This is a genomic window from Bacillus nitroreducens (assembly GCF_964021195.1).
Genome location: NZ_CAXHYI020000001.1, coordinates 537,848 through 553,171, shown reverse-complemented (window position 1 = coordinate 553,171; position 15,324 = coordinate 537,848). Strand labels below are relative to the sequence as shown.

Annotated in this window: 14 protein-coding genes; 11 read left to right on the top strand and 3 right to left on the bottom strand. The window is 36.2% G+C overall.

Features of this window, described 5'->3' with window-relative positions:
• Nucleotides 1–46: 46 nt before the first annotated feature.
• Entirely contained in the window at nt 47–610 is a 564-nt protein-coding gene (locus ACWPVE_RS02730; RefSeq protein ID WP_453990527.1) for a DUF2777 family protein, read from the bottom strand.
• Nucleotides 611–749: 139 nt separating this feature from the next.
• Nucleotides 750–2,120 (bottom strand): MATE family efflux transporter, encoded by a 1,371-nt coding sequence (locus ACWPVE_RS02725; protein ID WP_453990526.1) that lies wholly within the window; start codon nt 2,118–2,120, stop codon nt 750–752.
• A 256-nt stretch (nt 2,121–2,376) separates the two neighbouring features.
• Between ACWPVE_RS02725 and ACWPVE_RS02720 the strand changes: the two genes are divergently transcribed.
• The gene (locus ACWPVE_RS02720) at nt 2,377–3,771 is read left to right on the top strand and encodes an alpha-amylase family glycosyl hydrolase (RefSeq protein WP_453990525.1); all 1,395 of its coding nucleotides are present in this window, start codon (nt 2,377–2,379) and stop codon (nt 3,769–3,771) included.
• 38 nt (nt 3,772–3,809) lie between these two features.
• Here ACWPVE_RS02720 and ACWPVE_RS02715 read toward each other — a convergent pair whose 3' ends face one another.
• The gene (locus ACWPVE_RS02715; protein ID WP_453990524.1) at nt 3,810–4,682 is read right to left on the bottom strand and encodes an SDR family oxidoreductase; all 873 of its coding nucleotides are present in this window, start codon (nt 4,680–4,682) and stop codon (nt 3,810–3,812) included.
• Between the two features lie 351 nt (nt 4,683–5,033).
• Between ACWPVE_RS02715 and ACWPVE_RS02710 the strand changes: the two genes are divergently transcribed.
• The 10 genes from ACWPVE_RS02710 to ACWPVE_RS02665 all read left to right on the top strand — a co-directional run bounded on the left by ACWPVE_RS02710 (nt 5,034) and on the right by ACWPVE_RS02665 (nt 15,234).
• Entirely contained in the window at nt 5,034–5,744 is a 711-nt protein-coding gene (locus ACWPVE_RS02710; protein ID WP_453990523.1) for a response regulator transcription factor, read from the top strand.
• Complete coding sequence (locus tag ACWPVE_RS02705; protein ID WP_453990522.1) at nt 5,741–7,198, top strand: ATP-binding protein; 1,458 nt, start codon at nt 5,741–5,743, stop codon at nt 7,196–7,198. Before ACWPVE_RS02710 ends, ACWPVE_RS02705 begins: the two co-directional genes overlap by 4 nt.
• A gap of 5 nt (nt 7,199–7,203) precedes the next feature.
• On the top strand, nt 7,204–8,280 hold the full coding sequence (locus ACWPVE_RS02700; RefSeq protein WP_453990521.1) for a LolA family protein: 1,077 nt from the start codon (nt 7,204–7,206) through the stop codon (nt 8,278–8,280).
• A gap of 8 nt (nt 8,281–8,288) precedes the next feature.
• Nucleotides 8,289–9,998: a M56 family metallopeptidase gene (locus ACWPVE_RS02695; protein WP_453990520.1), complete on the top strand. Its 1,710-nt coding sequence runs from the start codon at nt 8,289–8,291 to the stop codon at nt 9,996–9,998.
• Nucleotides 9,999–10,011: 13 nt separating this feature from the next.
• Nucleotides 10,012–10,158 (top strand): hypothetical protein, encoded by a 147-nt coding sequence (locus ACWPVE_RS02690; protein ID WP_453990519.1) that lies wholly within the window; start codon nt 10,012–10,014, stop codon nt 10,156–10,158.
• 330 nt (nt 10,159–10,488) lie between these two features.
• Nucleotides 10,489–10,929 (top strand): YtoQ family protein, encoded by a 441-nt coding sequence (locus tag ACWPVE_RS02685; protein WP_453990518.1) that lies wholly within the window; start codon nt 10,489–10,491, stop codon nt 10,927–10,929.
• A gap of 188 nt (nt 10,930–11,117) precedes the next feature.
• Nucleotides 11,118–11,762 (top strand): hypothetical protein, encoded by a 645-nt coding sequence (locus tag ACWPVE_RS02680; RefSeq protein ID WP_453990517.1) that lies wholly within the window; start codon nt 11,118–11,120, stop codon nt 11,760–11,762.
• Nucleotides 11,763–12,018: 256 nt separating this feature from the next.
• Complete coding sequence (locus ACWPVE_RS02675; protein WP_453990842.1) at nt 12,019–12,951, top strand: ABC transporter permease; 933 nt, start codon at nt 12,019–12,021, stop codon at nt 12,949–12,951.
• Nucleotides 12,952–12,966: 15 nt separating this feature from the next.
• Complete coding sequence (locus ACWPVE_RS02670; protein WP_453990516.1) at nt 12,967–13,836, top strand: carbohydrate ABC transporter permease; 870 nt, start codon at nt 12,967–12,969, stop codon at nt 13,834–13,836.
• Between the two features lie 222 nt (nt 13,837–14,058).
• Nucleotides 14,059–15,234 (top strand): glycoside hydrolase family 88 protein, encoded by a 1,176-nt coding sequence (locus ACWPVE_RS02665; RefSeq protein ID WP_453990515.1) that lies wholly within the window; start codon nt 14,059–14,061, stop codon nt 15,232–15,234.
• Nucleotides 15,235–15,324 lie beyond the last annotated feature (90 nt).

Genomic DNA, 15,324 nt, shown 5'->3' with positions numbered 1-15,324 from the left:
AAAAGGGGCTGTTTATGTTTTTATACATCCAGCCCCAATTTCTTTTTTATCTACACAGTGTTGATAAAATTGTCCTTTTTCCATTTGCTAAGGTGAATTCGAACCGATCCTTCTTTAGCTTGCCTCGTGAAAAGTGATGGTGTACAGACATAAGTATTTCCGTATTATCAAACAGGATAAAGTTTACCCCTTCATTTTCCACATGTTCGGGTTGGTACATCAATTGATTATGACAATAAATGCAATCATATAATGAAAATGAAAGTTCATTTAAAGTAGATGTAAACCGTAAAAATTGCTCTTCTGTGAAACTTTCCAACAATTCCTTATAGGCAAGGTTTAATTTTTTGCGAAAACGAAGGCAATCTCCATTATCGAGTTTGTAATAATAACTTCTCATTTGGATAAGCCCATCTTCCACAAAAACTCCTTTTTCCCACCTATTCAAAGTGAATACTTCTACTTCCTTTCCAATCATTTCTTCAAGCATCGACGCTTCATCAGTTTCTGCATCAAAAAAGATCCATTGGTCGTTAATACATTCAGTTGTACCAGTTATAAAAGAGCGTTTTTGTTCCTTTATGGTGCCAAGACGTTGATGTAAATCCAAAGCAAAGTCCTCCATCCATTGCTACAGTATTTTGAAAATCGTTTTATCCTCTGTTTAGACAAAAGAATGGAAAATTATAACCATGGAATTTTTCCTTTTTTGAAGGTATTTTACATACAAAAAAACAGCCTTAATGGAATTAGGCTGTTATATTCGAATTATCGACGGGTGTAACAAATCGATTCTTTTGCCATGCTCGAGAACGCCATCGCCAAAGCATGACGATGCCGCGAACCCATTCATCCACAATAAAAGAAATCCAAACACCTATTAATCCTAGGTCGAAATGAATGCCAAGCACATATGCAATTGGCACACATAGTCCCCACATTGAAAGTATTCCCATATAAACTGGTAATTTCACATCCCCGGCTGCTCTTAATGCATTAATAAGAACAAGGTTAAATGCCCGACCTGGTTCTAGAATAATGGTTAACAGAATGAGGATACCGCCTGTTTTGATAATGTCTTGATTGTCAGTAAAGATGGATAGAAGTGGATCTTTAAAGATTGAAAAGACAATCGCCATAACTGCTGAAATCATAATCGCTAGCTTTAAGCTTTTTATTGCTCTCATATATGCATCTTGAATCTGACGAGCACCAATCATCTGTCCAACTAATATCTGTGTACCTTGACTAATGGCAATACTAAACAGGAAAATAAACATCATTAAATTTTGTGCATAAACTTTCGTTGTAAGCGCCTGTGTTCCCATAATCGTAATAAAATATGTGATAATCATCTGTGAAGAATTATATGAAAGTTGTTCTCCAGCAGACGGTATTCCTATTTTGAGTAGATTTTGAATATGTACTTTTGGTAAAGTAAATACCTTTTTGAATGGCAGCTCTTTGCCTACTCGTTTTATTAATAGAATGATGATGACAAGTAAACCAACTAATCTACTAAATGATGTAGAAATCGCAACTCCTTCAACCCCGAGAATGGGCAATCCGAACGGTCCAAAAATGAAAATATAGTTCCCGATTACATTAAGGATGTTCATTCCAATCGTCACATACATGGTATCCTGGGTGAAACCATAACTTCTGATGACAGCTCCAATTGTCATGATTAATGCTTGCAGGAAGGAGAATAAACCAACGATTCTTAGGTAGCTATCAGCTTCATCCATTAGTTCCATGGGTAAATCCATTAGTAGCAATAACTTCTTACTCCATATAAAAACAAAAAGACTAAGAATAAGACTGAATGCTAAGTTTGCAAAGATCGACACAACCGCAACCTCAGCAGCACTTTTTTCATTTTTTGCTCCAAAATACTGGGCTACTAAAACAGCTGTACCTGTCGCGATGAACCCAAACATGACAATGATTAATGATAATATTTGATTGGATACCCCAACTGCGGCAACCGAGTTATCTGAATACATGCTGAGCATAAGGGTATCAGCATTCCCCATTAACATATGCAACAACAATTCAATAAAAATGGGCCATGTTAACGCAAACAATGTTAGCTTTCTGGTATTCACCGAAGTGTTCAAGCTGTCATCATCCCTTCAAGAACCTAATTGAAAACGATATTAGTTTATCATAGAACACTGAAAGAAAATATAGTAAAAAATACTTTTACCAAGACTCTGCTTTAAAAAAGTGTTACGAAATAGCTCTTAATAATAAATGAAGGGAAAAAATTTTGTACAAAATATGAACAAACAAGGCTTTATTTGACTTTTGAAAGGGGAAAAGGTTACTTTAAAGTATGATAAAACTAAGAAGTAATAGGATAGGAGTTACATAATGAAGAAAAAGAGATACAAAGTGGCTTTGCTTATTCCATTTCTGCTATTTTTCGCTCTCCCAATATTGGCTGTAGCTGAAGAATCAAATTCGAACAAAGAAGAAAGTATTTATTACATAGTGGTTGATCGTTTTAACAATGGAGATCATTCGAATGACCTCGACGTGGATGTATCCAACCCAAATGCTTATTATGGTGGAGATATTCAAGGGATTATTAGCAGACTGGACCATGTAAAGGAAATGGGTTTTACATCGATATTATTATCTCCAGTATTTGAAAATGATTTGGCAACATTTTACCCATATAAAGTGAAAAACATCAATGAAATCAATCAACGTTATGGCACGATTGAGGATTTAAATCAACTTGTAAATGTTGCTCATGATAATGGAATGAAGGTCATGCTCGATCTTGGAAACGGTTCTAATAGTGAAATCCTTAATGATGAATTTATCGATAAAGCCCAGTGGTGGATACAAGAAACCGATATTGATGGATATAAGCTAGATCTTATCGAAGGTATTTCACCAAATTTTATTACATCACTGTCTAACGCCCTTAAAACAGCAAAAGAAGATTTTCTATTAATCGGAGAATCTTTAGGGGTAAATAATCTTCCTGAACTTGAATCAGCTGGTTTAGATTCCGTTTTGAACATGATACCATATGAGGAAATTACAAAATTTAGTACTCCAGATCAAACTTTTAACGATATAGAAAAAGCATGGGATCAAGCGCGAGAATTTGAAAATCAGCACACTTTCATTCATTACATTGATAATCAAAATACTGTACGATTTACACATTTGGCTGTAGAAGCAAATGAGCATCCAGCACCACGCCTTAAGTCAGCATTAACATATCTATACACTACACCAGGTATACCTATGGTGTTATATGGAACGGAAATTGCATTAAATGGCACCGAGCCTCCAGACAACTTCGGTTTAATGGACTTTCGAACAGACGAAGAGTTAATTGAGTACATTACCTTACTCTCAAAAATTAGATCAGGAGTCCCCGCACTCACGAAAGGGTCCCTTGAATTAGTGTTAAATGATAAAGGGCTACTCGTCTTTAAACGGGAGTATGATGGGGAAAAAGCATTTGTTGCGATAAATAATACAACAAAAACACAAAGCTTTACGTTAACGAAAGATCAAATCGGAGAAGACAAGGAATTGACTGGACTCATTACGGAGGATCTTATTCGTCCTATTGATGATGTGTTCAATGTTGTTGTAAAACGTGATGTCTCTGAAGTGTTTGTTGTTCGAGATACGACAAAAATTAATTATACGTTATTTGTTCTTGTATTTATCGTACCCATCTTAATGGTTGGATTCATTTATCTTAATAAAAGACGAAACGGAAAAAGGAAACCAAAATAAAAAACAAAGCATCATCCACACAGGATGATGCTTTGTTTTTACCCATTAATAATTTCTCCCCCATTAACGTGAAGGATTTGTCCTGACATATAAGAAGCGTCGTCACTTGCTAGGAAAATATAGCTTGGTGCGACTTCCTCGGGTTGACCAGGTCGTTTCATCGGTGTTGTTGACCCAAACTGTGCCACTTGATCACTTGGAAAAGTTGAGGGAATAAGTGGTGTCCAAATAGGGCCTGGGGCAACACCATTGACCCTGATACCTTTTCCAACTAATTGCATGGAAAGGGAACGAGTAAAGGAAACAACGGCTCCTTTTGTTGAAGAATAATCAACAAGCTGTTCATTCCCTTTATATGCCGTTACGGAAGCAGTATTGATGATCGAACTCCCTTGCTTTAAGTGGGGCAGGGCAGCCTTTGTTAAATAAAAGTAGGAAAATATATTGGTTCGAAATGTTCGCTCAAGCTGTTCGGCAGTGATTTGGGTAATACTTTTTTGTGGATGCTGTTCAGCTGCATTATTGACCAATATATCTAATTGTCCAAATGTATCAATGGTTTTCTTTACAATCTCCTCGCAAAATGCTTCGTCACCGATGTCACCTGAAAGAAGTAAGCATTTTTGCCCTTCTTCCTCTACTTGTCGCTTTGTTTCCTTTGCATCATCATGTTCATTCAAATAAACGATGACCACATTGGCCCCTTCTTTTGCATAATGAATCGCAACTGCTTTACCAATTCCACTATCTCCACCTGTTATGATGGCAACCTTATCTCTTAATTTGTTACTCCCTTGATAAGAATAATCTTCAGAGACTGGCCTTGGATCCATTTTTGACTCTACACCAGGCTGAGAATTTTGGTGCTGTGGAGGTAAAATATTCTTACCTTGATTTTTCGACAAAACCATCACCTCTTCTGTTTAGTCATGCACTTTATTTACTGTTTAATAAAACGTCCTTAAATATACATTCAACAGTTATCCCACTTCTAACGGACCAGTATAATCCCCACCTCTTAATTCAAAAATTCTAAGAAGCATGGTGGGGAATAACTGCCCTTAATGGTGAATACTTGAACAAAGTCTAAAAATGCTACGTTTGAGTGGTATTGTTGCCCACAACGTGAAGACCCCATCTAACAATCAGTTGGAATGAAAAACCTACTGATCGAAGTTTCACTTTATTAAGTAATTATAAAAATTCAATTTGTTCAATAAAACATCCTTTATAATGTAAATAGATAGAAAGAGGGGTTATCCATGGAAAAACCTGAAAAAATTTTACTTGTTGAAGATGATAAGGAAATTGCCCGTATTGTTTGTGATCATTTACGAAAAGTAGGTTATAGCGTGACCTGGGCATCTACGGGAAAAGAAGGCTGGGAAGATTTTAAACAGGAACAATATGACCTTGCCTTAATTGATTTAATGCTTCCCGAGATGGATGGGTATACATTGTGTAAAACCATTCGATTAGAAAGTGAAATACCTCTCCTCATTGTAAGTGCCCGTAATGAGGATGAAAGCAAAATAAGAGGGCTTAATCTTGGAGCAGATGATTATGTAACAAAACCATTTAGTCTGGAGGAACTGAGTGCAAGAATTAGTTCTCATTTAAGAAGGTACAGACGATATAACAATAAAAACTCAAATGAAAATCGCATTCATTATATGAATGGCCTGTCGATTGATTTTACGAATGAACTCATTTACTTACATGAAGAAATTGTCCAAATGAGTACAAAAGAAAGGGAGCTATTATTTTTATTAGCAAAAAATCCTTTACAAACCTTTTCTAAAAAAGAAATCTATGAGCATATTTGGCAGCAGGAGGATGTGGATGGAAATAATACGGTTACAGTTCATATTAAAAGCTTGCGAACAAAATTAGCGGATGAAACGCGCTCAGCTAAGTTTATCCAAACTGTCTGGGGTGTCGGCTATCGGTTTATTGGAGAGCAACTTTTATGAAGATTAAACAATGGTTGATGATTAGTTTTTTTCTAGTGATGTTGCTTCCAGTTGTGGCTCTTTATATCCTGTATGTCAGTTTAAGTAACCTTGACGAAAGCCAAGCGTTTGTTGAATACGTTGAGATGAACAATAGAATGGAAGAAATAGAACCGCAACTATTGGATCCGAATTTATACAAACTCGGACATAAGGAACAGTATGACAAAGTTCAAGCTCTAACGAGTGAAGCTATTAAGATTACATTATATCGTTCTGATGGTGTTGTTGTATTTACGAGTTTACCACAACTACGTTCATATGGATTCACGACGATAAATTTCGAACAGCTGTACAAAAATTTAAATGAGCTTCAAAAGAACTCTCGTACTTATTCATTGAAAAAGCCCGTTTTTGATCAAGGAAAAATTGTTGGTATTTTTGAAATATCTATCGCAAGAGAAGAATGGATTGAAGGGGTAAATAACCGTTACATTTATTTAGCTGTGTTTTTCAGTATCTTTTTTGTCCTGTTATATGTCGTTGTTGTCATACTATTAAATCGAAAATTGAATCGTCCATTAAGTCATCTTCAAAGACAAATGACGGCTTTTGCAAATGGGGAGAAACTGTCGACTCAAATTCGTAAATCGAATGATGAAATAGGAGAGTTAATTAAACATTTCAAGAAAATGAAAGCACAAATAGAAAAAACGCGTGAGGAACTAGCTGTTCAACAAAAAGAAAAAGAATTCATTGTGGCATCTTTGTCACATGATTTAAAAACGCCCTTAACTGTTATTCGCGCCTATACCGAAGCTCTACAGAACGATGAAAATTTATCTGAACAAGAAAGAACGGAATATAAGGATATTTTATTTGAAAAGCTTGAGTATATGAAACAGATGCTTGATGATTTAACTGTTTATACAGCACTGCAATCCTCCAAGCAACAAACAGAACTTGTTGAAGTGGACGGAGAAGAATATTTTGATATGTTGTTATCGGGCTATGAGGAACCATGTAATCGGAAAGGAGTTTCATTAACTGTTACCCAATCTGTTAGTGAAACTTACCTAGTAGATCCAAAGCAAATGGTGCGTATTGTTGATAATCTCATGGGGAATGCAATCCGTCATACAGAAAAAGGAGGTCAGATTTGGCTTGGAGCCATTTCAAACAACACTAAACTACCAGACTGGGTATTTAATGAATTTTCTGAGGATCTTGAGGAATGGAGAATACAGGGTACTGTTATCCTGATCCAAAACGAAGGTAAAGGAATTCCCGAAGAACAAATAGATAAGGTCTTTCATCCATTCTATCAAGCAGAAGGGGCTAGGAATAATGGTGGAAGTTCTGGTCTGGGGCTTAGTATTGCCAAAATGTTAATGGAACAACAAAAAGGAAAAATTAAAATCTGGTCAGGTGAAAACGTAGGGACATTACTAGCCTGTTGGATAAAGGAAGGTTGAAAAAAATGAGGAAAACACTAGTTTATTTATCGATGATTTTACTAATAGGCCTCTTAGCAGGTTGTAAAGGGGAGATGGCGATGTCGTCTGAAGAAATTGTTTCAAAGGTATTGTCCGCAAAGGAAGATAAGCTTTCTTATTATGGAGAAGGGATCATGAAGTTAACAACACTTGACGAAGGTACGGAGGATATTAGCTTTCAAGAATATGCAGCTAAGGATGGAAAACGAAAAATGGTTACCAAATCACTAGAAAGTAATTTGGAATCATACGCATTAAACGATGGAAATAAGCTAATCTCCTATGAACCAAGTAGTCAACAGGCATTCAGTATGGACCTTTCAGATGATGGAATTCCAGCACTTACATCTTCACCTAAAGAACAGCTCATGACGATGTTAGACTCCATTAAAGAAACGCATGATTATGATATTGTTGGTGAAGAAAAATTTTTAGATTTAAATGTCTATCATTTGAAAGCTACACCAAATACAGATAGTAGTTTTTTAGGTGAAATTGAACTTTGGGTGGACCAAAAAACATGGTTTATCGTGAAATTAACATCTGTAATAGGAGATGCAAAATCGGAGGTGGAGTATAGTTTGATTGATTTCTCACCGGAATTTCAGGAAGACACTTTCACTCTAGATATTCCTGAAAGTGTAACCATTACCCCGATTGAGTCTGAGATTGAGCCCAAATTTGGAACAATAGAGGAAGCTCAAAACACACTAGAACAAGAATTCCTAGTATTTGCAGAAGAAGATCTTGCGATTGATAACGTTGAAGTTGAGATGCTACAGGGTATAATCAATCGTCCAGAGATTACTGTTTATTATTTACATGAAGGGATTCCATCTGTATTGGTTTCTGTTTTCCCAACACCTGAAGAGGCTGGAACGGAGATTAATCCTGGAAAATGGCAGGTGCGTGGTCAAAATGCAGAATATGATGATTTTATCAATGCAATTAGTTGGGATGAAAATGGATTACGCTATACGATTATTATTGAAAATCCAGACCTTTCCATTGAAGAAGTAATCGAAATGACGAAAAATATGGTGCCTAGTAATGAAATGTAGGTGAAATCATGTTCCCAAGCTGGTATATCATCTTACTATTTATTATTGCAGGGGCTGGAATTCAAATTCTAGGAGAGATATTCGAGAAGGTCCATAAAAAAATAGGAATATCGATTGAAATTATTTTGGCACTTGTTTCAATTGGATTTGTTTTTTACAAATATTCATTTATTGATGGCTTTATTTATATCGCGCTAATTTCAAGTGGTTATTTTCTGACAATCTCGTTGTCTTCTGGTCATGAAAAGAGAAGAGAACTTGAGAAAGAGTTGCGACAACTGAAGGTCGAGTCAATTCCCTTAAAATGTAAATTGAATCGATTAGTTATTGATTTAGGGTTAACAGGGATTGTATTACTCGGCGCAATACTTTTTTACATTTTTGGTCCTGAGGATAGTCCAGTCATATATATGATTGTGTTTGGACTTGTCAGCACATTTACAGAGTTATTAAAGAGAGTCGGTAGCTATGCAACAATTAAAGTATTTATTGATGAGGCAAATAAAGATTTATATATTACATCTCGTTTTCAATCTCGAAAAATCCCAATTGAAGACATAGAATCAGTAGAATTGGAAACGAATGTAGACCTTTTAAAACTTCATCCTTTATTAACGATGTTTTCTTCACGTGTAGATTTTACAACGAGTTTTCACAAGGTTTTGAGAATTTCTGTACCAGGTGAGACGCTTTATCTAACAATTCTTGAAGCAGAAAAGTGGAAATCAAAGTTAGGACAAATGATCAACAAGGAAGAAGAGGGAACTCCCCAAGTTGTACTCCCAATTTGGCATCGAAAGAATGTGAAGCGATTAATTGGAAAACTCTATTTTGCATGTACAGTAAAGGGGGTATCTGCCTATACTGGCCTCCTTCTACTACTCTATTATTTCGAGGTCCCAACTTGGGTATTGGTTACTGTTGTCATTTCCTTTTGGGTTTTTAACTTGTATATTTCCGACCAAGTGTTAAAAGTAGCCATGGATGCAAAAGAGACTCAAAATCAACAACTTATAAAAATATCTCAGCGTATATTTGAAAAAGCAGGGATACCAAATGTCCGGGTATATGAAACGGAGAGTAACGAATATAACGGCCTTGCGACAGGCATCAACGTTGGAAAATCAATGGTTACCTTAACAACGGCCACCTTAAAGCTTCCGATAGAAGCAATCGAAGGAATTCTTGCGCATGAAGCGATACATGTAAAAAAGAGAGATGTGTTATGGGGACAGCTATGGAGATTTGGCTATATGTTAATCATTCTTGCAGTTGTTCTGTTCATACAAAACTATGTTTCAAATATAGAAGAATATAAAGTTCCTATTTTTATAGTAGTATGGATAATCATGATTTCATTCCCAATCATCCAATCATTATGCTCTCAGTGGATGGAGGTACGTGCGGACCATTTAGGTGCTTCTCTTCTAGAAGGAAAGAGCGAGCAGATGTTTAATAGCTTAATTGCCCTATCACAAAGACAAGATGAAGCAATTAATAAATCACTTTCTTACAGTACGGTGCAAAAAGACGATGAGAAGGATATTTCATCTATTGAAAGAGATTCGTTATTATGGAGATTTATCGAGTTTCAATTCATGCCTCATCCACCAATGTATTGGAGAATTCAGACCCTAAAAGAAAATAAAGAAGGATGGGGAAGAATCATTCAGACACGCTGGTTGGTTGATCGTGTGAAGGAGTCAGTTTTGAGATAGAAGAGGTGAGATGATGAAAGTTTCGAAAGTATTATTTGTAATTGGAGCACTGGTTTTTCCATTCGGAGTCTATCTATCTACCTTTAATCCCTTAGGAGTAGTCATAGCGATTGCAGGAGGATTAACCGTGTTCTTAACTACACCTGCTATACAATCCTAGAAAAAGGAGTTGAATAAAAAGATTTTATAAGTATTCATGATTGGATAACCCAATTCAATCGATATTCTATGTTTTTTGCGGATTTCTGTTTACTATCGTGGTTAGCTTGGTCGTTTGGATTGATACAAAACACTCATGCTAGTACTATTAACGGGTAAGGTTATCAATAGTTGGTGTAATTGGATTGCATGTTAATGGTTTTTATAACGATGGTTGGAGCCCCTCACTTAGGGGCTTCTTTTATGTAAGGGGACGAAATGGTCAAAAATTATAAAAAAATCTGAATTTATGGTACGATAATAGAAAAGACAATAGGAGGGTAATAGAAAGATGGAATTAACCGTTTATCTAGCTGGACAAATTCATGACAATTGGCGTGAGGAAATTAAAGATAAGGCAAAAACAAAGGGTCTTCCGCTAACTTTTGTTGGCCCCCAAACTGACCATGACAAATCAGATAATATTGGTGAGGAAATTTTAGGTGAACAACCTGGAAACTATTACAAGGATGATGCGGCATCAGATATTAATAACTTTCGAACACAAGTATTGATGCAAAAATCAGATGTTGTGATCGCATTATTTGGTGAAAAGTATAAACAATGGAATACGGCAATGGATGCGAGTGCAGCGATCACCATGAACAAACCAACAATAATTGTAAGACCAACATCACTTATACATCCATTAAAAGAGTTATCTAATAAAGCAAATGTGACAGTTGAAACTGTTGATCAAGCACTAGAAGTATTACAGTATATTTTTGAATAGAACAAATGCAGTGGAGTCAAATCCACTGCATTTTTTTATGAATTGATAGACTCTTCTAGTCTTTTCAAATTTTCACTAATGTTAGTGTTGCTTTTTCACTAGAAAAATATGAAAATGCTTAATATAGGGTAATCGTTTAACTGTATTGAATTTCCCAAAAAGACAACATTTGAAGGGACGTAGTGGCTTTGAATGAAAGACGAAATGTAAAAGAGTTATTATCAGAGATGAGTACATCAGAAAAGGCCAGGTATCTTTGGGAGTATTATAGGTATTATTTATTTGGGTTTATAATTGTTGTAGCAGTGGTCGTCTTTATCGTAGCCGAGCAATCGGGTAAAAAGGAATCTGCACTTACCATTCTAGTATTAGCAGATTCGGTAAATTCTACTGAAGTAGAAACCATCAAGCAAAAACTAGATGAAGAAATTCTTACAGAAGAAGAAAGGGAAACACATGAATTATCTATTCAAGTTATTCCATATTCTTCAAATACTGCAGATGCCACAACGGTACAGGCTGCATTACAACGAGTTGCTGCCGAAATCTCGGTTAAAGACCTCGATATACTGTTTATTGACAAGAATCAGTTTGAAATCATGAACAGGGAGCAGTATTTTTATAATCTAAATGAGTTGATGAATGAAAATATTCCAATTGACGAGGAGTATGCTTTTTATAATACCAATCAACAAGTAGTCGGCATTGCTGCATCAGAAGTACCACTATTTAATCAAGCAATTGGTAGTTCGGATGTTATCATGGGAGTTATAGGAAATACTCAAAGGAAAGACAAAACGAAAGAGCTCTTGAACATATTATTCGAAAAATAATGCACAGATTTAAAAATGTAAGGATAAGGGAGTCCACCTTTATGGAATTCCTTATCCTTTTTATTTTGCGAGAACAGTTTTGATATAGGTAGTAAAGTTACGATTTCCCGTTCTATGGGATTTGTATAATCGTAAAAAAACACAACAAGTTGAAAGGGATTCCATAGTTTATGAAAACGCTTAGCTGTAAATTGAGTATATAAACAAAAATTGAAAGAAGGTGGTTCTGGTGTCGAGTATAGCTCCAGAAAAAGTAATGGCGCAACCGAGTATTCGCAAAAAAAGAAGGGGCGTATGGGGGAATATATGGAAATTTAAGACTTTATATTTATTATCATTACCTGGTCTTCTATTTTTCTTAATCTTTAAGTATGTACCACTATTTGGGATTGTGATAGCGTTTAAAGATTACAATCTTTTTAAAGGTGTCACGGATAGTCCCTGGGTTGGATTGAAGCACTTCCAACGGATGTTTGAACACTATGAGTTCGTTGATATTTTAACGAATACATTATTAATTGCATTCTACGATATGTTATTTGCTTTTCCTGCTCCAATTATTCTAGCATTACTGTTAAATGAGCTTAGAAAAGTTATATTCAAGCGTACACTTCAAACAGTTATTTATATGCCACACTTCTTGTCATGGGCTGTTATTGCTGGGATCATGATTGAGATTTTATCTCCATCTGGTGGTTTGATTAACCGTATCATTGAAATGTTTGGATTTGAATCAAGATATTGGTTAGGGGAGGAAAGTTATATCCGCTCAATCCTTGTAGGATCTGGCATTTGGAGAGATGCGGGTTATGGTACGATTATCTATTTAGCGGCATTAGCAGGGATTAATCCTTCCTTATACGAGGCGGCTGAGATGGATGGAGCTAATCGGTGGAAACAAACCCTGTATATCACACTTCCTGCTCTCTTGCCAACGATAACAATTTTATTTTTGCTGCAGATTGGTAACTTTTTAGATTTCGGATTTGAACGTGTATATGTATTCTTGAATCCACTTAACTCTGCAAATGCAGATATTTTAGATACGTATATTTATCGAGTGGGTCTAGTGGAAATGCAATATAGTTACACAACTGCCGTTGGTGTCTTTAAATCAGTTGTCGGGTTAGTCCTAATTGTGTTGGCTAACCAATTAAGTAAAAAAGCAACAGGAAATAGTCTGTACTAGGAAGGAGATGAAAAGATGAGAAGAAGATCAACATCAGAAAAAATATTTGGAAGTATGATAGTCGTATTTTTAATTTTCTATGGTGCCCTTGCTTTATTTCCACTCTTGCATGTATTTGCACAGTCATTAAGTAGTGCTTCAGCGATTGGATCTGGAAAAGTATTTTTATGGCCAGTAGAGACGACATTTGAGAACTATCAAGAAATTTTGAAGAATCCTTCTATTTGGCAAGCATTAAAAGTTAGTATATTCATCACAGTTGTCGGGACCATCATTAACCTAGTGATGACAGCGAGTCTCGCATATCCGTTATCAAGAGACGAATATAAAGGGAAAAGATTCATATTATTGCTGATTCTATTTGTGTGGATTTTCAATGCACCACTCATTCCAAACTATTTATTACTTAAGGAACTTGGAATGGTTAACACATTATGGGCCTTAATGATTCCGAATGCCATTACAACATTTAATCTTCTTGTGATGAGGTCGTTCTTCTTGGCGATTCCGAAAGAATTAATTGAATCAGCCAGAATGGATGGTGCTGGGGAATTACGAACATTATGGAGTATTATTCTTCCGCTATCAAAACCTGTAATGGCTACAATGTGTTTATTATATGCAGTTATGCACTGGAATACGTATACAGCAGCGATTTACTATATTCAGGATGCTTCATTAATGCCGATTCAGGTAAAACTAGCACAATATGTTAAGGAATCTGCTGATGCTTTACTTCCGAATGATGAAATCGTGTCAATGACTTCAGAAGAAGGAATTAAAATGGCTGTTGTTGTAATCGCTGCGATTCCGATTATTATCTTGTATCCTTTCCTTCAGAAGCACTTCGTAAAAGGGATGACACTTGGTGCAGTTAAGGATTGATGAGATAATCAATCACAGATTAATAATTCTTATGGAAAGTATAAGGAATCATATGGAATTTACATTTTTGTTAGGTGGGAGCACTATCGGGGTGGAAAAAGCAAAGGTAGTCGCTTCCTGCAAACAATAGGTTTGTAATATCCATGAGCAACATTCCGTTAGCAAACAGCCTGTATAAAAGTTCAACATGAACTAAATTAAAAATGATAGGTGGTCTGATTGATGAATAAGAACTACTCGTTTATGGATTATCAAAAATTGGACGATGCATTACCAGAGCTTTGGGAGGCGTTGCAACAAAAGATTGCTCGAATGTCAGAGCAAATGGGTGATAAATCTCCTCACGTTGCGCCGAAGGACACGGGAATCTATGATAATATGAGCATAGACTGGTGGACTTCAGGTTTTTGGCCAGGTATGTTGTGGATTATGTACGATATGACTGGTGAAGAAGGTTATAAAGATGCGGCGTGGGATTGGGATGAACGAATGGAACGTAAAATGATGGAAAAAAATCGTTTTCATCATGATGTTGGTTTTCAATTTTTGCCGACGGCAGTCATTAAGTATAAGTTAACTGGTGACTTAGATGGACGTCGCCGTGGACTAGCAGCAGCCAATTTTTTAGCTGGTCGATTTAATATCGCAGGTCAATATATTAGAGCGTGGAATACGACAGAGAGTAAAAAATCATGGAATCATGAAAATACAGGCTGGTCAATTGTAGATTCAGCTTTGAATATATCCATTTTGTTTTGGGCTTCTGAAGAAATGGATGATCCAAGATTTGAACATATTGCTAGGGCACATGCGGATACAGTGGTGAACTATTTTATTCGTGAAGATGGATCTGTGAACCATGTTGTGAACTTTGACCCACAAACAGGCGAATATATTGAGGCAATTGGAGGACAAGGTGCAGCACCAGATTCAGCATGGAGCCGTGGAGCCGCTTGGGCTCTGCACGGGATGGCGAACACATATCGATATACTGGGGATATCAAATATTTACAAGCTGCCCAGAGAGTGGCTCATTTTTTCTTGGCAATGCTACCAGAGGATTATGTGTCACATTGGGATTTTAGGGCATCAAAAGATCTAGAAGGCGAGCCTCGTGATACTTCGGCAGCTAGTTGTACCGCTTCTGGCCTAATTGAAATAGCAAACGCACTTCCAGAAATCCAAGGAAGACCATATAAGGAAGCAGCTAAGCGTATCCTCCTTTCACTCACGCAGAATTATGGGACATGGGATCGCCCAGAGCATGAGGGAATTTTATTGGAAGGGACAGGTAATAAACCGACAGGAACAAATATTGACGTCTCACTTATTTATGGAGATTATTTCTACTTAGAGGCAATTGTTAAATTACTAGGTTGGAAGAATCGAATATTTTAATCTCATAAAAAAACACAACAGAAACATAAGTCAGCCAATAGGCTTAAAAAAATACAGGTGGTATATTGGAAGTGTATTGAAAGCGCTTTA

Coding starts and splice junctions, on each gene's coding strand:
- ACWPVE_RS02715 (WP_453990524.1), bottom strand. CDS start 4,682: ATGGTTTTGTCGAAAAATCAAGGTAAGAATATTTTACCTCCACAGCAC.
- ACWPVE_RS02700 (WP_453990521.1), top strand. CDS start 7,204: ATGAGGAAAACACTAGTTTATTTATCGATGATTTTACTAATAGGCCTC.
- ACWPVE_RS02705 (WP_453990522.1), top strand. CDS start 5,741: ATGAAGATTAAACAATGGTTGATGATTAGTTTTTTTCTAGTGATGTTG.
- ACWPVE_RS02685 (WP_453990518.1), top strand. CDS start 10,489: ATGGAATTAACCGTTTATCTAGCTGGACAAATTCATGACAATTGGCGT.
- ACWPVE_RS02720 (WP_453990525.1), top strand. CDS start 2,377: ATGAAGAAAAAGAGATACAAAGTGGCTTTGCTTATTCCATTTCTGCTA.
- ACWPVE_RS02690 (WP_453990519.1), top strand. CDS start 10,012: ATGAAAGTTTCGAAAGTATTATTTGTAATTGGAGCACTGGTTTTTCCA.
- ACWPVE_RS02695 (WP_453990520.1), top strand. CDS start 8,289: ATGTTCCCAAGCTGGTATATCATCTTACTATTTATTATTGCAGGGGCT.
- ACWPVE_RS02670 (WP_453990516.1), top strand. CDS start 12,967: ATGAGAAGAAGATCAACATCAGAAAAAATATTTGGAAGTATGATAGTC.
- ACWPVE_RS02675 (WP_453990842.1), top strand. CDS start 12,019: ATGGCGCAACCGAGTATTCGCAAAAAAAGAAGGGGCGTATGGGGGAAT.
- ACWPVE_RS02665 (WP_453990515.1), top strand. CDS start 14,059: ATGAATAAGAACTACTCGTTTATGGATTATCAAAAATTGGACGATGCA.
- ACWPVE_RS02710 (WP_453990523.1), top strand. CDS start 5,034: ATGGAAAAACCTGAAAAAATTTTACTTGTTGAAGATGATAAGGAAATT.